The sequence below is a fragment of the Tabrizicola sp. genome, from assembly GCF_036781545.1.
GTDB lineage: Bacteria > Pseudomonadota > Alphaproteobacteria > Rhodobacterales > Rhodobacteraceae > Tabrizicola.
On the sequence record NZ_DAIQAT010000063.1, the window covers coordinates 1 to 17,745 of the forward strand.

Here is a 17,745-nt window from a genome sequence, read left to right on the forward strand (position 1 = left end):
ACTTGATCGTCACGGTGTCGAAGTCGGGCTTGCCGCCCCAGTAATTCGCGTTGGCTTTCAGCCGGACGAAGGCGTTCCTCTCGAACTTTTCGACCATATAGGGGCCGGTGCCGATGGGCGCGGCTTCGAAACCCTCGGCGCCCACCTTCTCGTAATAGACTTTCGGCAGGACGTAGCCGGTCAGGAAATACATCCATTTGAAGATCGTCGGGTCGAACTGGACCACGTCGGCGATCACCTTGTTGCCCTCGACCCGGTGGTTCGCCAGCGTGCCCCAGACGAACTGGATCGGGCTGCCGGTCTCGGGCTTCGCCACGCGGGCAAGGTTCCAGGCCACGTCCTCGGCGGTGAAGGGGCTGCCGTCATGCCACGTCACACCCTCGCGGACGCTCATCCAGACCTGCTTCTTGTCATCGCTCCAGCCCCATTCGGTCAGAAGTCCAGGGGCGGGTTTCAGGTCGGGCTGTTGCAGGATGAACTGGTCGAAGACCGACTGGTAGATGCCCTGGATCGTCGGGTTCACCGCGCTGGGGCCGACGGTCGGGTCCCAGGACGGCAGGTTGACGTTGTAGGCGATGACCAGTTCGTCGATCCCCTGGGCAAGGCTGGGCATGCCCAGGCTGGTTGCGGCCACCGTGGCGGCTGACAGCATCAGAAGGCTGCGGCGGTTGAGGTTCATGGTCGTTTTCCCTGTTGGTTGTTCTTGTGGTGGTCGTCAGTTTCCGGCGAGTTTCCGCGCCAGAAGGAATCCGGGTCCCGCCCCCGTTCCTGCGCCGGGCCAGACGGCGGCGCCGGTGAGGTGCAGGTTGGCAAGCGGGGTCGAGCCGTCGGCATGGCCGCGCACGGGGCGGAACAGGAAATGCTGCGCCAGATGATGGCTGCCGCAGACCTGATCGCCGCCGACAAGGTTGGGGTTGTCCGCCTCCAGCTCCACCGGCGTCACGATCCGGCGGGCGAGTACTTTTGCGCCTGTGCCGGGGGCGTGGGCTTCCAGGATCGACAGCGCCCGCTCGGCGAAGGGCTCCGCCGCCTGCGTCCAATCGGTCGCGACAATGCCACCCTTGGCATCGCCCGCGATAGTGCCCGGGGCCATGCGGACCTGCACCCAAAGCACATGCCTGCCCTCCGGCGCGCGGGCGGGGTCAAAGACGGTGGGCTGGCCGACGACGAGGATCGGCTCATCGGGCAGAAGCCCGGCCTGTGCCTGCTGGTAGGTGCGTGCCATCTGGTCCAGGCTGGGGGCGAGGTGGACATAGGCGAAGCGCTTCAGCTGGTCTCCCGCGCGCCAGTCCGGCAGGCCGTCCATCGCCAGATGGATCATCATCGTCCCCGGCGCATGGCGGTAGCCGTCCATCGCGCGGTCGAAGGCAGGGGTGGTGTCGCCGGTCAGCTTGCGCAGACCCTTGGGTGAGGTGCCCGCGATCACCGCGCGGCTGGCCATGATCCGGCGGCCATCTGCCAGCTCGATCCCGGTCGCACGGCTCCCGTCGCGCAGGATGCGGGCGACGCGCGCGCCCGTCTCCACCCTGCCGCCCCGCGCGGTGATCGCCGCGGTCAGCGCCCTGACGATGGTATCGGCGCCCGCCTTGCCGATCACCATGCCGAAGGCCTGCCCGGCCATCCCTTCCAGATAGGGAAACATCGCCCCGCCCGCGACATCGGGGGCGAAGTCCAGGTGCATCCCCCAGGCCCCCAGCAGGGCACGGATATGCGGATGCCGGAAGCTTTCCTCCAGCCAGGCGCGGGGCGAGGAGAGCAGAAACCGGGTCAGGTCCAGCGTGCCGCCCAGGCCCTTGGCGCGCAGTGTTTTAAACCCAAAATATGCAAGCGCACGAATTCGCATCTTCGAGCCGAGAAGCCCGAAGAGATGCGGAGCCTCTTGCCCGAAGCGGCTGGTCAGATCCTGCCAGGTCGCTGCATCCGCTTCGGACAGCGCGCGGAAGGCGCTCAGGGTTTCGTCGCCGACGGTTGAGACCCCCGCCCAGGATCCGTCCGGAAACGACGAGGCGAAAGGCCGGTCCACCGGCACGAACTCGCAACCATGCTGGCCCAGTTCGGCGCCATAGGCCTTGAAAAACGGGCTGCCCGCGAACAGCGACAGGTTCATCGCCGCCCAGTCGTGCCGGAAGCCGGGCAAGGTGTATTCGCCGGTCTTCACCGCGCCGCCCGCCGTGGCCGCCTGCTCGAACACCCCGACACGCCAGCCCTTGGCGGCCAGATGCAGGGCGGCGGCAAGCGTGTTATGGCCCGCTCCGATCAGGACTGCGTCAAAGGTATCGGCCATGCTCCCCCGCCGGATTGACGCCGGGATAATTGCAAATACATTTAAATCTGTCTAGCAGTGATTCAGGATGCCCGGAAACATCCGACGCAGTCTGCCGGGCGGCCCGGACGAGAGGAGAGGACGATGACTTCAGCAAGCGCCGGAGCCATGCGCCCCGATCACGTCATCATCGGCAGCGGGATCAACGCGCTGGTCGCGGGTGCAATGCTCGCCCTGAAGGGCGACCGCGTGCTCCTCCTGGAACGCGAGACGGTTCCCGGCGGCTGCCTTCGGACCGAAGAGATCACCTTGCCCGGCTTCCGCCATGACGTGATGGCGGCGACCTGGGTCCTGTTCATGACCTCGCCCGCGGGCGCCGCACTTGGCCCCCATCTCGCCCGCCACGGCTTCGACTACTGCCACAGCCCGCACCCGACCGCGGTTCTGCGCCCGGACGGTCAGGCGCTGGTGCTCACGACCGACCGGGCGAAGAACATCGCCGCCTTCGACGCGCTTGCGGCGGGCGACGGCGCCACCCATGCCCGCGACGTGGGAGGGATCGAGGCCGACGCGCCCTTCCTCTTCGCCCTTCTGGGCGGCCCGCTCTGGTCCTGGTCCACGGCAAAACTCCTGTGGGGCCAAGTCCGCAAGCGCGGCCTGCGCGGGCTGGCCGCCTGGTTCGGCCAGGCGCTGGTCCCCGCGCGCGGCTGGCTGGAGACATCCTATGCCTCGCCGCTGGTCCAGGCGCTTTATGCCCCCTGGGTCCTGCATTGCGGGCTGACCCCCGAATCCACCTATTCCGGCCAGATGGGCAAGGTCATCGCCTTCGCGCTCGAGGCGGCGGGCGCCCCCATCGTCAAGGGCGGCTCGGGCGCGGGCGTCACCGCCTTCCGCGCATTGATCGAGGCGCAGGGCGGCGAGATCCGCTGCGGCGCCGATGTCGACCGCATCCTCGTCCGCGACGGCAAGGTGCGCGGGGTCGCGCTCGCCTCGGGGGAAGAGATCGCCTGCGGGTCAGTCCTCGCCTCGGTCGCGCCAGGCCAGTTGCAGGACCGCCTCCTGCGCGAGGTGAACCTGCCCGAGGACAAGGCGGCCGCGAAGGTCTTCCGCCATGGGCGCGGCAATTTCCAGCTGCATTATGCGCTGGACCGCGCACCCGACTGGCTGACGCCGGGGCTGGACAACGTTGCGCTGATCCATCTGGCCGATGGCATCGACTCGGTCTCGAAATCCGCGAACGAGGCCGAGCGCGGGATGCTGCCCGCCCAGCCCACGATCTGCGTCGGCCAGCCGCACCGGCTCGACCCGTCACGCGTGCCGGACGGCAAGGCGATCCTCTGGCTCCAGATCCCCGACGCGCCCCGCGTGGTCAAGGGCGACGCGGCGGGCCAGATCGCCACCGACGGCACCTGGTCCGAAGCGACCCGCGAGGCCTTCGCCGACCGGATCGAGGCCACCCTCCGCCGCCACATCAGGGATTTCGACGCCATCAAGCTGGCGCGCCGCGCCTACAGTCCGGCGGACCTGCAGGCGATGAACGTCAATCTCGTCGGCGGCGATCCCTATGGCGGGCTTTGCACCATCGACCAGTTCTTCCTGTTCCGGCCCTATCCCCATTCCACCAACGGCACCGGGCTGGTCCGTGGCCTCATCCATATCGGCGCCTCCACCCATCCCGGCCCCGGTCTCGGCGGCGGGTCGGGCTTCCTCGCGGCAAAGAGACTGGGTGCATGACCGACCAGTCGCCCCCCGAACGCCCGCCCGGAACCCTTCCCCGTCTGGGCGAGATCGGGCTGGCGAACTACGCGCCCTACCTCATGAACCGGATCATGGGCCGCTACAACGCATCGCTGCGTGAGGAGATGGCCGGGCTGGGGCTCACCACGCCGAAGATGCGGGCGCTCGCCGTGCTGTCGGTGATCGAAGGGCCGCTGATCCGCGAGCTTGCGGTCTATTCGGTGGTGGAACAATCCACCCTCTCCCGCGCGCTGGACCAGCTGGCCGTTGAGGGCCTGATCCGGCGCGAGACCGATCCGGCCGACAGCCGCGCAACGCGGGTCCATCTCACCGAAGCGGGCCGCGCGCGGTTCGAGACGCTGTGGCCCCGCATGGCCGAAACGCATGACCGCATGTTCCGCGGCATCCCCGCCGAAGAGCGGCGGGCCTTTGTCGGCACGTTGCACAAGATGCTGGCCAACATCCGCAAGCACGAGATCTAGCCTTGGTCTTGTGAATCCCCGGCTAGAACATGCCATCGGGTGCGGACTGGCCCAGCGCCCGGTCGGGTATCAGCGCCTGCAGCTCGTAAAGCGCCTCTTCCGTTCCCGCCCCCAGCCGGGTGCGCAGCACCTTCGGCGCTTCCTTCAGCGCCTTGACCCGTTCCAGCACACGGTCCGCCCCCAGAAGCCGCACCCGCAACCCGACGACCGCACCACCCTTTTCCAGCGCCTTGCCGGTCTCGCGCAGGAAGCCTTCCTCAAGCCCGGTGTCCAGAAGCTGTGCAGAAAGCCCCCTGCCATCTGTTGCGGGCTTCCGGCTGTCCAGAAACAGCATGCCGATCATTGTCCCCCAGCGGCCGCCGCCCAGCGGACGTCCGGTCGCCAGGTCGATGGATTGGTTCACCGAAACCCGACCAGTCGCGTCCTTCGTCACCACGACGATATCTTCCGGCTCGGTCCCCGCCTCCTGTTGCAGCACGGCCAGCGCCTCGCCCGCGACGAAGGCGGCGCTCTGGCTGCGATAGACGAGAAGGATCAGATCAGACACGTCGAAGGCTCCGCCACAGGATGAGTCTTGCTCAGCAATGTAGGCGGGACTGCGATTTGCCAAGTGGAATCGCCTGTTCGTGCCGTCCCCAGACGGGACTTCAGCCCTCATGCTGCCCGGGTGCCGTTGGCAAATCGCTTTGCGGTAGTGTCGGCATCGGCCTATGACCGCGTGGGTTGGGGTCTGCGTCGGGGCGGCGATGATTACGCGAGCGTTCACCAAGGGCGATGCGGCCTCCGAGGCGGTCTATTCCGATTGCGAGCAGTATCGCTACCTCCTGACTCGCACCTGGGGTCCCGGTCCCAGGGGGCTCTTCGTGATGCTGAATCCCTCCACCGCGACCGAGGTGCAGAACGACCCCACGGTCGAGCGTTGCGAGCGGCGGGCGCGGGCGCTGGGCCATGGCGCCTTCCGCGTGACCAACATCTTCGCCTTCCGCGCCACCGATCCGAAGGTGATGCGCGCAGCGGCCGATCCGGTCGGCCCCGGCAATGACGCCGCGATTCTCGGCAGCCTGGACTGGGCCGACGTCGTCGTCTGCGGTTGGGGCAACCACGGCCTGCATCTGCACCGCGGCGCGCAGGTGACCGCGCTTCTGCGCCAGAGCGGCGCTTCCCTGTTCCACCTTGGCCTGACCGGACAGGGCCAGCCCAGGCATCCGCTCTACATCGGTTATCACCACAAGCCACAACCCTGGTAACCGTCAGGCCGCCACCAGACGGACATCCTCGATGCTCACCGGCCCGCCGTTGACCACCGCCACCCGCGCGCCGTCGAGATAGATCGACTGGCCAAGGCCGCCCGGATTCGCCTCGACCGTCAGCACCGGGTCGGGGTGGACCGAGGGGTCGTAGACGACGACCAATTGATCCTCGTGCGGATCATAATCCGCGATTTGCGTGACGGGACCCTCGCTCAGCCATTCCTTCAGGATGAATTCATCCGCCCCTGCACCGCCGGTCGCATAGTCGCCCGAGCCAAGGATCAGATGGTCGCCACCCTCGCCGCCATTGATGAAATCCGTCTGCGGATCGTCGTCCTCTTCAACCCCGGAGATCGTGTCGTCGCCGCGACCCCCGTCCAGAACGTCCGAGCCGCGGCCGCCCGACAGGTAATCATCTCCGTCGCCGCCGGACAGCCAGTCGTCGCCGTCGCCGCCCTCCAGCCAGTCGTTCCCCTCGCCGCCCAGAAGCGTGTCGTTCCCCGCATCGCCCGACAGGCTGTCATCGCCCTCGCATCCGGCCAGAGAATCGTTGCCGTCGTCGCCGTGGATCACGTCATCGCCCTCGTCGCCATAGACGCTGTCATCACCGGCACCGGCCCGGATACTGTCGTCCCCCTCGCCCGCCCAGACCGCATCATTCCCGGCACCCGCGTCGATGCTGTCATCCCCGCCACGCCCGTTGATCAGATCCGCGCCATCGCCGCCGCGGATCTCGTCATCGCCGCCGAACCCGTCCAGCAAATCCGCCCTGTCCGAGCCATCGACCGTCACCGCATGTTCCCCCGGATCGGCGATATCGTCCGAGGTCGGGATGGTCGGATCACCTGCCAGATCGTCCAGCAGATCGCCATCGTCCAGCAATGGGTCATCCTCTGGCAGGTCTTCGGGCTCATCGCGGTCGTCGCTGTGATGGGAAATCAGCGCATCGGCGGCAAGACCGACCATCAACACGCCGAAAAGGCCAAACATGGCAAGCAAACCAGCTACTCCTTCAACCCGCCAAACACCCGGCAACGCGTGGAACATTATCGGAACATATCATGACTCCATGCCCACCCAAACCCGTTGCGGCGGGAATCTGGACTCACGGTTAACGGCCTGTGCACCTTCGCGGCGAATCCGCTTCCCCTCGCCCCCGAATCCGCCTATACGCCCGCATCCGCTTTCGGGCGGAGCCTCCAAGGGCCCTGCTGGACGACATCCCGGCTTGCGCCATCACCCTAGCCAAGGAGACCCCGATGTCGATCACCGTTGAAGAAAAAGCCCGCCTGATCAAGGACTACGCGACCAAGGAAAACGACACCGGCTCGCCGGAAGTTCAGGTTGCGGTCCTGTCGTCGCGCATCGCCACCCTGACCGAGCATTTCAAGGGCCACAAGAAGGACAACCACTCGCGTCGTGGCCTTCTGATGATGGTCGCCAAGCGCCGCAAGCTCTTGGACTACCTGAAGAAAGCCGACGAAGCACGGTATTCCTCGCTGATCGCCCGTCTCGGCCTGCGCCGCTAAGACCGGCCAAAGTCTCATGCAACGCCCGTGCCGCAAGGCGCGGGCGTTCTGCATTGCCCTGACGACCGCGCATCGCCATATAGACCGAAACGGAGGGCATCATGGCTGACGACAGATTTCCGGGCTGGCACGGCACCACCATCCTCGCCGTCCGCCGCGGGGGCGAGGTCGTGGTGGCGGGCGATGGCCAGGTCTCCCTCGGCCAGACCGTGATCAAGGGCACCGCCCGCAAGGTCCGCCGCCTGTCCCCCGGCGGGCATGACGTGGTCTGCGGCTTCGCGGGCTCCACCGCCGACGCCTTCACCCTGCTGGACCGGCTGGAGAAGAAACTGGAAGCCGCCCCCGGCCAATTGGCCCGCGCCTGCGTCGATCTGGCGAAGGACTGGCGCATGGACAAATACCTGCGCAACCTCGAAGCCATGCTGATCGTGACCGACGGCAGCGCGCTTTACGTCATCACCGGCGCGGGGGATGTGCTGGAACCTGAACACGACGTCGCCGCCATCGGCTCGGGCGGCAACTTCGCCCTCGCCGCCGCGCGCGGCCTGATGTCAACCGACCTTCCGGCCGAGGACATCGCCCGCAAGGCCATGGCCATCGCCGCCGACATCTGCGTCTACACCAACGGCAACCTGACGGTGGAACGGATCAAGGCCTGACCTCAGGCCTGACCCATTTCCTTCTTCACCTGCATATAGGCCGTCAGCACCGCATTCATCCGCGTCTGGTAGCCCGGTCCCTGCGCCTTGAAGAAGTCCAGCACCTCGGGGTCCACCCGCAACGAGATCAGCTTCTTCCGCGTCTGCTCGGGCATGACCGCGTCGGTCCAGTCGCCCGACAGCGCCTCGACCGGCAGTTCCTCGACCCTGTCGTTCGTCTTCAGCACCAGCGGGCTTGCCAAAGCCCGCTTCTCGGCGATGCTCAGCCGTCTTGGAACCTCGTCCACCATGCACATGCCCCTCTTGAATGCCCAGCGTTTACGCTGTGGTTATTGGCTGTTTTCAGCGACTTACGGCCAAGTCTTATATATACGTCCTGTATATATCAAACATTTGACCGTATATACTGCCCGTGGCGCGGAATTTACCTCACTTGGTTTGCCCCGACAAACCCCTTATCTCTGCAAAGACAGTTTCTTGCCGAGGCCCCGCCCAGAATGACTCCCGAAGACCTTCGCGCCGCCGTCGCCGCCGGCATCCTGACCGAGGCGCAGGCCGCCTCGCTTCTGGCCCTTGCCAATGACCGGGCCGGAAGACGCGTCGCCCTCCCCTCCGAGGACGAGCCTTTCGAGTTCTTCCGCGGCTTCTCGGAAATCTTCATTTCCATCGGTCTCGTCATCCTTCTCTCCGGCGTCACCGCGCTGCTGGCGGTCTTCGGCGGCTTCGCTCTCCTGACTCTGGTTCCGCTGATGACGGCGGGCATCGCCTGGTGGTGGGCGGGCTACTTCACCCTGAAGCGCCGGATGACCCTGCCTTCCATTGTTCTCGCCACCGCCTTCGGCATCGGCATCGTGATCTTCACATTCACCCTGCTGGCCCAGGCCAGTATCGACGAACGCATGGTGGCGATTGCGGGCTTTGCGCTTTCGGCGCTGGCGATGGTTGCCTGGTATCGCCGCTTCCGCCTGCCCTTCGCCGCCTTCCTGACCGGGGGATTCACCCTCGGCGCAGTCTATGCTTTCACGGCTTCCGCCTCGAACCTTGCCGGGCTCTTCACCGGCTTCCAGGGCTACAACTCGCTCTTCGACCTCGGCGAAAGCCCGGCCTTCGCCACCGCCACGCTTGTCTTCGGCATCGGCGCCTTCCTTGCCGGCATGTGGTTCGACACCCGCGATCCCCATCGCCTCGGGCGCTACTCCGCTACCGCCTTCTGGTGCCATCTCCTCGCCGCCCCCGCCCTGGTCAACACCGTCGCCGTCACCCTGCTGAACGGCGGCGGAATCCTCTTCCTGGCCCTCGCGCTGGTCGCGATCACCGTGCTTGCCCTGGTGATCGACCGCCGCAGCTTCCTGACCGCCGCCATCGCCTATATCGCCGTCGTCATCGCCTGGGTGATGGGCGAGGGCGAGGCCAGCCGCTGGATCTTCGTCCTTCTCACGCTTGGCGCCTTCATCACCGCCATAGGCACCTGGTGGGTGCAGCTTCGCGCCAAGATGATGCAACTTCTTCCCGATTTTCCCGGCAAGTCCCGCCTGCCGCCCTATGGATCGACCGAATGACCGACCTGACCCCCCGCGAGATCGTCTCCGAGCTTGACCGTTTCATCATCGGCCAGAAGGAAGCCAAGCGCGCCGTCGCCGTGGCCTTGCGCAACCGCTGGCGCCGCAAGCGGCTGGAGGATGACCTGCGCGACGAGGTCTATCCGAAGAACATCCTGATGATCGGCCCCACCGGCGTCGGCAAGACCGAGATCAGCCGTCGGCTGGCGAAGCTTGCGAAAGCGCCGTTCCTGAAAGTCGAGGCCACCAAATTCACCGAAGTCGGCTATGTCGGCCGCGATGTAGATTCCATCGTGCGCGATCTTGTCGATGTCGCCATGAATGATACCCGCGCCCAGATGCGCGAGGACGTGAAATCCCGCGCCCACAAGGCCGCCGAGGACCGGGTGGTCGAAGCCCTTGCCGGCAAGGACGCCCGCGAGCAGACCCGCGAGATGTTCCGCGGCAAGCTGAAACGCGGCGAACTCGACGACACCATGATCGAGATCGAGGTCACGGATGCTGCCCCCGCCATGCCGCTGGGCTTCGGCATGCCCGGCATGGAAACCCAGATGCAGGGCCTGCAAGACCTGTTCAAGGCCTTCGGCGGCCGCACCAACCGCAAGCGGATGAGCGTGGCGCAAAGCTACGACATCCTGATCGGCCAGGAGGCCGACAAACTGCTGGATGACGAGGCCGTCCGTGCCGCCGCGCTGGAGGCCGTGCAGGAAAACGGGATCGTCTTTCTCGACGAGATCGACAAGATCTGCGCCCGCTCCGACGCGCGCGGCGCCGATGTCAGCCGCGAAGGCGTCCAGCGCGACCTCCTGCCGCTGATCGAGGGCACCACTGTCTCGACCAAGCACGGGCCGGTGAAGACCGACCACATCCTCTTCATCGCCTCCGGCGCCTTCCACATCGCCAAGCCCTCGGACCTTCTGCCCGAACTGCAGGGCCGCCTGCCGATCCGCGTCGAACTCGCGCCGCTGACCGAGGAGGATTTCGTCAGCATCCTGACCGATACCGACAATGCGCTGACCCGCCAGTACAAGGCCCTGATGGCAACCGAGGATGTGCAGGTCACCTTCACCCCCGACGGCATCGCCGCCCTGGCCCGCATCGCCGCCGAGGTGAACCGCAGCGTGGAAAACATCGGCGCCCGCCGCCTCTACACCGTGATGGAGCGCGTCTTCGAGGAACTCAGCTTCCACGCCCCCGACCGTCCCGGCCAGTCGGTAACGGTGGATGGCGGCTTCGTCGAAACCAACCTCGGCGCCCTCGCCCGCTCGGCCGACATCTCGCGCTACGTGTTGTAGGTCGGGGCCAGCCCCGATTCTCCAGGACCCCCGCATCGCCACGTAGGTCGGGCTTCAGCCCGACTTCCCCCACACCACCCTTCCTCCTGGCCCAAAGACTCCCGCCAAAGGCACCGTGGCGGACCTCCCTTTCATGTTTTGCTCTTTTCCCAAATACTCCCGCCGGAGGCACCCGCCCTCGGCGCCAGGCGCAACCTCTCCCCCCACTCACTTCGCCAATACCAGGCACCTGCCCTCCCCCTCAATGGTGAGGGGGGAAGGGTGGGGTGTTTCTGCAACCACCAACGCGGCACCCGAAAAATCCTAACGCCCGGTAAACGCCCGCAGCCAACCCCTTGAAATCAAATGCCCGGCTAAACTGCCCGCGCGCGGGCACCCCCTTCCCCGCGGACCCCTCCGCCGATACTCTCCCCCAACACCCGGGGGAACAAAGTGACCGAAGACACCGTCACGCCGATGATGGCGCAGTATCTGGAGATCAAGGCCCAGAACCCCGGCGCCCTCCTTTTCTACCGGATGGGCGACTTCTACGAGATGTTCTTCGACGATGCCGTCGCGGCGGCGGCGGCCCTCGACATCGCCCTCACCAAGCGCGGCTTCCACCTGGGCGAGCCCATCGCCATGTGCGGCGTCCCGGTCCACGCCGCCGAAGGCTATCTCCTGACCCTGATCCGCAAGGGTTTCCGCGTCGCCATCGCCGAGCAGCTGGAAGACCCGGCCGAGGCCAAGAAACGCGGCTCCAAATCCGTCGTCAAACGTGATGTCGTCCGCCTCGTCACCCCCGGCACGCTGACCGAGGATTCCCTCCTCGAAGCCCGCCGCCACAACTTCCTCGCCGCCTTTTCCGAGGTGCGCGACCAGGCCGCCATCGCCTGGGCCGACATTTCCACCGGCGAGTTCCGGGTGATGCCCTCCTCCCTCACCCGCCTCAGCCCCGACCTCGCCCGCATCGCCCCGCGCGAGCTTCTCCTGTCTGAAGCCCGCGAACGCGAGATCACCGCCGCCCTCTCCGACAGCCTCGCCATCACCCCCCTCTCTCGCGGCAGCTTCGATTCCACGAACGCCGAGAAGCGCCTTTGCGACCTCTTCCATGTCGCCTCCCTCGACGCCTTCGGCACCTTCGACCGGGCCGAGGTCTCCGCCATGGGCGCCCTCGTCGACTACCTCCACCTCACCCAGCGCGGCCGGATGCCGCTCCTCCGCCCTCCCGTCCGCGAAGCGTTGGGCGGCACGATGCAGATCGACGCCGCAACCCGCCGCAACCTCGAACTCACCCAGTCCCTTTCGGGAGGCCGCGACGGCTCGCTCCTCTCCGCCATCGACCGCACCGTCACCGCCGGGGGCGCGCGGCTGCTGGAGCGCCGCCTCTCCTCCCCCGCGCTCGACCTTCATACCATCCATGCCCGTCAGGCCGCGCTCGACCACCTGCTGGAAACCCCCTCCCTCCGCGACCAGCTGCGAGAGGCGCTGCGTCGCGTCCCCGACATCGACCGCGCCCTGTCCCGCCTCGCCCTCGACCGCGACGGCCCCCGCGACATGGCAGCGATCCGCGCCGGGCTGGAACAGGCCGAACGGATCGCCAGTCTTCTGGCCGACGCGCCTCCCCTGCTGGCCGAAGCGGCAACCGCCCTCACCGGCCATGCCGATCTTGTCACCTTCCTGACGGAAGCACTGGTGGCCGAACCCCCGCTCCTCGCCCGCGACGGCGGTTTCATCGCGCCGGGTTTCGACCCCGAACTCGACGACACCCGCGCCCTGCGGGACGAAGGCCGGGGTGTTATCGCGCGGATGCAGGCGGAGTATATACAGGCGACCGGCATCCCCAGCCTGAAAATCAAGCACAACAACGTGCTCGGCTATTTCATCGAGACCACCACGACGCATGAAGACCGGATGCGGGCCATGCCGGAGCTTTTCATCCACCGGCAGACCACCGCCGGGCAGGTGCGCTTTACCACCCTCGCCCTGTCGGAGCTGGAGACCCGCATCCTGAACTCTGCCAACCACGCGCTGGAGATCGAAAAGCGTCACTATTCCGGCCTGAAAGCCCGGATTCTCAACGCCTCGGCCCCCATCGCCCTTGCCGCCCGCGCGCTGGCAGAGATCGACCTTGCCGCCGGTTTCGCCGACCTCTCTGCCGAGGAAGGCTGGTGCGCCCCGGTGGTGGACAACAGCCGCGCCTTCCAGATCACCGGGGGGCGGCATCCGGTGGTGGAACGCGCGCTGCGGCGGGAAGGCCAGCCCTTCGTGGCGAACGATTGCCTGCTCACCGACAAGGACACACCCGCCATCTGGCTGCTGACCGGGCCGAACATGGCCGGGAAATCCACCTTCCTGCGGCAGAACGCGCTGATTGCCCTGCTGGCCCAGGCGGGAAGTCACGTCCCGGCGACGGAAGCGCGGATCGGCCTCGTCTCGCAACTTTTCAGCCGGGTCGGCGCCTCGGACGATCTGGCGCGGGGCCGGTCCACCTTCATGGTCGAGATGGTGGAAACGGCGGCGATCCTGAACCAGGCCGACGACCGCGCGCTGGTGATCCTGGACGAGATCGGGCGGGGAACGGCGACCTATGACGGCCTGTCCATCGCCTGGGCCACGCTGGAACACCTGCACGAGATCAACCGCTCCCGCGCCCTCTTCGCCACGCATTACCACGAGATGACGGCGCTGGCAGGCAAGCTGCCGGGCGTGAAGAACGCCACGGTCACGGTGAAGGAATGGGAAGGCGAGGTGATCTTCCTGCACGAGGTCCGCGAAGGCGCGGCGGACCGCAGCTATGGCGTTCAGGTCGCCCGGCTGGCAGGGCTTCCGGCGTCAGTGATCGAACGGGCCAAGGTGGTGCTGGATGCCTTGGAGAAGGGCGACCGTGAGGGCGGCAAGCAGGCGACGCTGATCGACGACCTGCCACTGTTCCGGGCAGCGCCGCCGCCAGCCCCGTCGCAGAAGCAGAAAGCGTCAGCGGTGGAGGAACGGTTGAAAGACATCCACCCGGATGAATTGACGCCGATGGAGGCGCTGAGACTTGTTTATGAGTTGAAAGGTCTTTAACCCCCAGTTCACAACCCGACTACTCCAACATGTTGTAGGCAGTCGGAAGAAAATTACCCAGTTTCGTGTGTAAGTGACAGAATCGACTCGACGAATCGGTAATTCTCTGTATGCGATAAGGGGCGCCCACCGGCCAGTGGGCACCCCTTGACTGCCGTAGACGGGCAGCTGTCCTTATCAGACACCGCGATCATCGCGGTTTGAGCTGAATCCGTCAAGCATGATGCGGCGTCCTCCTCGAATCCGGCAATGGTGCCGGGGGCGAGACTATGACGATGGAGTAATGCTGCCATGTACTTCGAGCTGTACTACGAAGTCTTCCAAGGTTGGCGTTGGACGCTGTACGCAGCGAACCACAAGAAGATTGCCAACTCTGGAGAGGGCTACATCAACAAGTCCGACGCGCTTGCCGCGATTGGCTTGGTGAAAGCTTGCGGCAACGCCCCTGTGCGGGAACGCACGACGGCCTGAAACTGAAAAGGGGCGGTTACACCGCCGCCCCTTTTCACCCCACGTTCGACGACACGCCCACCTGCGCCGGGCGCAGCAGGCGGTCGTGCAACAGGAAGCCCTCGGTCATCACCTGGATGATCTGCCCGGCCTTCGTCCCCGGCAGCGGCGCTTCGAACATGGCCTGGTGCAGTTGCGGGTCGAAGAGATCGCCCACCGCGGGCGAAACCGGCGTCACCCCATGCTTGGTCATCACATTGGTCAGCTCGCGCAGGGTCAGCTCGACCCCCTCGATCAGCGCTGCCGAAGCCTCGCGGCTTTCCTCGGGGATCGCCTGGATCGCGCGATTCAGGTTGTCGTAGACCGGCAACAGGTCACGCGCGAGCCGCGTGCCGCCATACATCTCGGCCTCTTTCCGGTCGCGCTCGGCCCGTTTGCGGGAATTCTCGGCATCCGCCAGCACCCGCATGAACTTGTCGCGCAACTCGTCGCGCTCGGCCCGCAGGACCTCAAGCTCGCTCTCCCCGGCACTCACTTCCACATCTTCCGGCTCCACCTGCGGCGAAGCGGTTTCTTCCTGCGACATCATCACGTCCTTCTGTCAGCCCTTGCCGCGGTCACTGACCAGGCGGCCCACCAGCTGGGCGGTGTAGTCGACGATCGGAACGATGCGGCCATAGTTGAGCCGCGTCGGACCGATGACGCCCACCGCGCCGATGATCTTTCGATCAGCGTTCATATAGGGAGAAACCACCAGACTTGAACCGGAAAGTGAGAAAAGCTTGTTCTCGGAACCGATAAAAATGCGCACACCTTCACCCGCCTCGGTCAGGTTCAGGAATTCGGCAATATCCCGCTTGCGCTCCAGGTCGTCGAACAGCACGCGGATGCGGTCGATCTCGGCCTGGTCCGACGCTTCGCCGATCAGGTTCGCCCGTCCGCGCACGATCAGCCGCTCCGACGGCTGGCCCGCGTTTTCCCACAGGGCAAGGCCGCTTTCCACCAGCTCTCGCGCCAGCGAATCGATCTCCTGCCGCCGCCGGGCGATTTCGGTCACCATGCTGGCGCGCAGTTCCGACAGCGTCCGCCCCTCGGCCAGCGCATTCAGGAAATTCGCCGCCTCGCGCATCGAGGAGGGCGTCTGCCCCGGCGGCGGAATGAAGACCCGGTTTTCCACCTGGCCGTCGGCGAAGACCAGCACCACCAGCGCGCGATCAGCGCCGAGGCTGACGAATTCGATATGCCGGATCGCCGCCTCCCGCTTTGGCGACAGCACCACGCTGGCCCCCCGGGTGATCACCGACAGCGCGGCCCCGACTTCGTCCAAGAGTGTGGTCACATCCTGGTCGTTCACCCCCAGAGTGGCGTCGATCTTCTCCTGATCCTCGGGCGCGACCTGGCCCACCTCCAACAGGCTGTCGACGAACATCCGCAGCCCCGCCTGCGTCGGCACCCGCCCGGCCGAGACATGCGGGCTGTCCAGCAGCCCGAGATACTCCAGATCCTGCATCACGTTGCGCACCGTGGCCGCCGAGACCTTTTCCGACAGCGTCCGGGTCAACGTGCGCGACCCGACCGGCTCGCCCGAGTTCAGATAGCCCTCGACCACGCGGCGAAATACCTCGCGCGTGCGGTCGTTCATGTCGGTCAGGATCGGCTGCGGGGTCGTCATCGTGCTCTGGGTTTCGGGGTTGCATCCCCCGCCTGTGGTTGCATATGTGGCCGCAGTCCAGCGAAAGGTCCGGCAATGCGCCCGTCAGGCAGAAAGTTAAGCGATCTTCGGGCGGTTTCAATCGAAACCGGCGTGATGAAACATGCCGAAGGCTCCTGCCTGATCAAGATGGGCGAGACGCATGTCCTCTGCTCCGCCACCATCGAGGACAAGGCGCCGCCCTTCCTGAAGAACACCGGCCAGGGCTGGGTGACGGCGGAATACGGGATGCTGCCCCGCGCCACCAATTCGCGGACGCGGCGCGAGGCGGCGGCAGGCAAGCAATCCGGTCGCACGCAGGAAATTCAACGGCTTATCGGGCGATCGCTGCGGGCGGGCGTGGACCGGCAGGCCTTGGGCGAACGGCAGATCGTCATCGACTGCGACGTGATCCAGGCCGACGGCGGCACCCGCTGCGCCGCGATCACCGGCGGCTGGGTCGCCTTGCGGCTGGCGGCAAACAAGCTTTTGTCCTCGGGTGTGATCGTTTCGGACCCGATCCTCGACCATGTGTCCGCCGTCTCCTGCGGCGTCTATGCCGGGCAGCCGGTGCTCGACCTCGACTATGCCGAGGATTCTGCGGCGGGGACCGATGGCAACTTCGTCATGACCGGCGCGGGCAAGCTGGTCGAAGTGCAGATGTCCGCCGAGGGCTCGGCCTTCAGCCAGGACGAGCTTCTCCACCTGCTCGACCTCGCCCGGCAGGGCAATGCCGCACTGGTCGCGGCACAACGGGCAGCCCTGGGCCTTTAGGATGCTGAAGCGCGGGGATCATCTGCTGGTCGCCACCCACAACCGGGGCAAGCTGGAAGAGATCGCCGATCTCCTCGCGCCCTTCGACGTGACCGTCACCAGCGCGGGCGAGCTTGGCTTGCCTGAGCCAGAGGAAACCGAGACCAGTTTCGTCGGCAACGCCCGGCTGAAGGCACACGCCGCCGCGAAAGCCTCCGGCCTGATCGCGTTGGCCGACGACTCGGGCTTGGCCGTCGACGCCCTGAGCGGCGCGCCGGGCGTATTTACAGCCGACTGGGCCACCACATCGAATGGCCGCGACTTCGCCGTCGGAATGGAGCGTGTCTGGCGCGAGCTGGAAGCCATCCGCGCCCCCGAGCCCCGCCACGCGCAATTCTGCTGCACCTTGGTCCTCGCGGCTCCGGATGGTCAGGATCTTGTCTTCGAAGGCAAATCCCCCGGTCGCCTTGTCTGGCCCGGTCGCGGCGCCCAAGGCCACGGCTTTGATCCGATCTTCCTGCCCGACGGCTACGCCCAGACCTTCGGCGAGATGGACCGTTGGGAGAAGAACCGCCTCTCCCACCGCGCCGACGCCTTCCGCAAGCTCGTCGCCGCCCTCTTCTCGTAATGGAGGACTGGCGCCACGCAGGCTTCGGCTTGTATATACACTGGCCCTTCTGCCAGTCGAAATGCCCCTACTGCGACTTCAACAGCCATGTCGCCGCCCGCATCGACCAGTCCCGCTGGCTGACCGCCTTCCAGGCCGAGATCGACCGCATCGGCGCCCTGACCCAGGGCCGCATCCTGAACTCCGTCTTCTTCGGCGGCGGCACTCCTTCGCTGATGGAAGCCGCCACTGTCCAGGGCATCCTCGACCGCGTCCGGGACACCTGGACTCTGGCGAACGATGTGGAGATCACGCTGGAGGCCAATCCCGGCTCGGTCGAGGCCGCCCGCTTTGACGGCTACGCCAAAGCCGGCGTCAACCGGGTTTCCCTGGGAATCCAGTCGCTTGACCCCGAAGATCTCC

General features: G+C 66.2%; 19 protein-coding genes. 12 read left to right on the forward strand and 7 right to left on the reverse strand.

Annotation, left to right across the window (positions count from 1 at the left end):
* Together V7Q39_RS11225 and V7Q39_RS11230 are read right to left on the reverse strand one after the other, a co-directional pair.
* On the reverse strand, window positions 1-679 hold a 679-nt coding region (locus V7Q39_RS11225; protein ID WP_333816661.1), incomplete at its 3' end, for an ABC transporter substrate-binding protein.
* Window positions 680-715: 36 nt separating this feature from the next.
* On the reverse strand, window positions 716-2,284 hold the full coding sequence (locus V7Q39_RS11230) for a phytoene desaturase family protein (protein WP_333816662.1): 1,569 nt from the start codon (window positions 2,282-2,284) through the stop codon (window positions 716-718).
* 123 nt (window positions 2,285-2,407) lie between these two features.
* On the opposite strand from V7Q39_RS11230, the gene V7Q39_RS11235 reads away from it, so the two are divergent.
* Together V7Q39_RS11235 and V7Q39_RS11240 are read left to right on the forward strand one after the other, a co-directional pair.
* On the forward strand, window positions 2,408-3,997 hold the full coding sequence (locus tag V7Q39_RS11235; protein WP_333816663.1) for a phytoene desaturase family protein: 1,590 nt from the start codon (window positions 2,408-2,410) through the stop codon (window positions 3,995-3,997).
* Window positions 3,994-4,482, forward strand: a complete 489-nt coding sequence (locus V7Q39_RS11240; RefSeq protein WP_333816664.1) for a MarR family winged helix-turn-helix transcriptional regulator — start codon at window positions 3,994-3,996, stop codon at window positions 4,480-4,482. The genes V7Q39_RS11235 and V7Q39_RS11240 overlap by 4 nt, the downstream gene beginning before the upstream one ends.
* Window positions 4,483-4,504: 22 nt before the next feature.
* On the opposite strand, the gene V7Q39_RS11245 is transcribed toward V7Q39_RS11240, so the two are convergent.
* Window positions 4,505-5,029: a DUF1269 domain-containing protein gene (locus V7Q39_RS11245; protein WP_333816665.1), complete on the reverse strand. Its 525-nt coding sequence runs from the start codon at window positions 5,027-5,029 to the stop codon at window positions 4,505-4,507.
* Between the two features lie 199 nt (window positions 5,030-5,228).
* Here V7Q39_RS11245 and V7Q39_RS11250 point away from each other — a divergent pair, with 199 nt between their 5' ends.
* Complete coding sequence (locus tag V7Q39_RS11250; protein ID WP_333816666.1) at window positions 5,229-5,729, forward strand: DUF1643 domain-containing protein; 501 nt, start codon at window positions 5,229-5,231, stop codon at window positions 5,727-5,729.
* Window positions 5,730-5,732: 3 nt separating this feature from the next.
* Here V7Q39_RS11250 and V7Q39_RS11255 read toward each other — a convergent pair whose 3' ends face one another.
* Window positions 5,733-6,722 carry a calcium-binding protein gene (locus V7Q39_RS11255; protein WP_333816667.1) on the reverse strand — a complete coding sequence of 330 codons (990 nt, stop codon included), beginning with the start codon at window positions 6,720-6,722 and terminating at the stop codon, window positions 5,733-5,735.
* Window positions 6,723-6,991: 269 nt separating this feature from the next.
* Between V7Q39_RS11255 and rpsO the strand changes: the two genes are divergently transcribed.
* On the forward strand, window positions 6,992-7,261 hold the full coding sequence (rpsO, locus tag V7Q39_RS11260) for a 30S ribosomal protein S15 (protein WP_333816668.1): 270 nt from the start codon (window positions 6,992-6,994) through the stop codon (window positions 7,259-7,261).
* A 101-nt stretch (window positions 7,262-7,362) separates the two neighbouring features.
* Window positions 7,363-7,920, forward strand: a complete 558-nt coding sequence (hslV, locus tag V7Q39_RS11265) for an ATP-dependent protease subunit HslV (protein WP_333816669.1) — start codon at window positions 7,363-7,365, stop codon at window positions 7,918-7,920.
* 2 nt (window positions 7,921-7,922) lie between these two features.
* On the opposite strand, the gene V7Q39_RS11270 is transcribed toward hslV, so the two are convergent.
* The gene (locus V7Q39_RS11270; RefSeq protein ID WP_333816670.1) at window positions 7,923-8,210 is read right to left on the reverse strand and encodes a BrnA antitoxin family protein; all 288 of its coding nucleotides are present in this window, start codon (window positions 8,208-8,210) and stop codon (window positions 7,923-7,925) included.
* A 207-nt stretch (window positions 8,211-8,417) separates the two neighbouring features.
* Here V7Q39_RS11270 and V7Q39_RS11275 point away from each other — a divergent pair, with 207 nt between their 5' ends.
* The 4 genes from V7Q39_RS11275 (at window position 8,418) to V7Q39_RS11290 (ending at window position 14,293) form a co-directional block, all read left to right on the forward strand.
* Entirely contained in the window at window positions 8,418-9,479 is a 1,062-nt protein-coding gene (locus V7Q39_RS11275; protein ID WP_333816671.1) for a hypothetical protein, read from the forward strand.
* The gene (hslU, locus tag V7Q39_RS11280; RefSeq protein ID WP_333816672.1) at window positions 9,476-10,774 is read left to right on the forward strand and encodes an ATP-dependent protease ATPase subunit HslU; all 1,299 of its coding nucleotides are present in this window, start codon (window positions 9,476-9,478) and stop codon (window positions 10,772-10,774) included. Before V7Q39_RS11275 ends, hslU begins: the two co-directional genes overlap by 4 nt.
* A 432-nt stretch (window positions 10,775-11,206) precedes the next feature.
* Entirely contained in the window at window positions 11,207-13,822 is a 2,616-nt protein-coding gene (gene mutS / locus V7Q39_RS11285) for a DNA mismatch repair protein MutS (protein WP_333816673.1), read from the forward strand.
* A 291-nt stretch (window positions 13,823-14,113) separates the two neighbouring features.
* A complete protein-coding gene (locus tag V7Q39_RS11290; protein WP_333816674.1) occupies window positions 14,114-14,293 on the forward strand; it encodes a YegP family protein in 180 nt (59 codons plus the stop codon).
* Window positions 14,294-14,327: 34 nt separating this feature from the next.
* Here the strand turns inward: V7Q39_RS11290 and V7Q39_RS11295 are convergent, their stop codons facing one another.
* Window positions 14,328-14,858 carry a nucleotide exchange factor GrpE gene (locus V7Q39_RS11295; RefSeq protein ID WP_333816675.1) on the reverse strand — a complete coding sequence of 177 codons (531 nt, stop codon included), beginning with the start codon at window positions 14,856-14,858 and terminating at the stop codon, window positions 14,328-14,330.
* A 15-nt stretch (window positions 14,859-14,873) separates the two neighbouring features.
* Window positions 14,874-15,944, reverse strand: a complete 1,071-nt coding sequence (hrcA, locus tag V7Q39_RS11300) for a heat-inducible transcriptional repressor HrcA (RefSeq protein WP_333816676.1) — start codon at window positions 15,942-15,944, stop codon at window positions 14,874-14,876.
* Window positions 15,945-16,019: 75 nt separating this feature from the next.
* Here hrcA and rph point away from each other — a divergent pair, with 75 nt between their 5' ends.
* The 3 genes from rph to V7Q39_RS11315 all read left to right on the forward strand — a co-directional run.
* On the forward strand, window positions 16,020-16,736 hold the full coding sequence (rph, locus tag V7Q39_RS11305) for a ribonuclease PH (protein ID WP_333816677.1): 717 nt from the start codon (window positions 16,020-16,022) through the stop codon (window positions 16,734-16,736).
* Between the two features lies 1 nt (window position 16,737).
* Window positions 16,738-17,343: an RdgB/HAM1 family non-canonical purine NTP pyrophosphatase gene (gene rdgB, locus V7Q39_RS11310; RefSeq protein ID WP_333816678.1), complete on the forward strand. Its 606-nt coding sequence runs from the start codon at window positions 16,738-16,740 to the stop codon at window positions 17,341-17,343.
* The coding region (locus V7Q39_RS11315) for a radical SAM protein (RefSeq protein WP_333816679.1) at window positions 17,343-17,745 on the forward strand (403 nt) is incomplete at its 3' end. The genes rdgB and V7Q39_RS11315, both read left to right, overlap by 1 nt.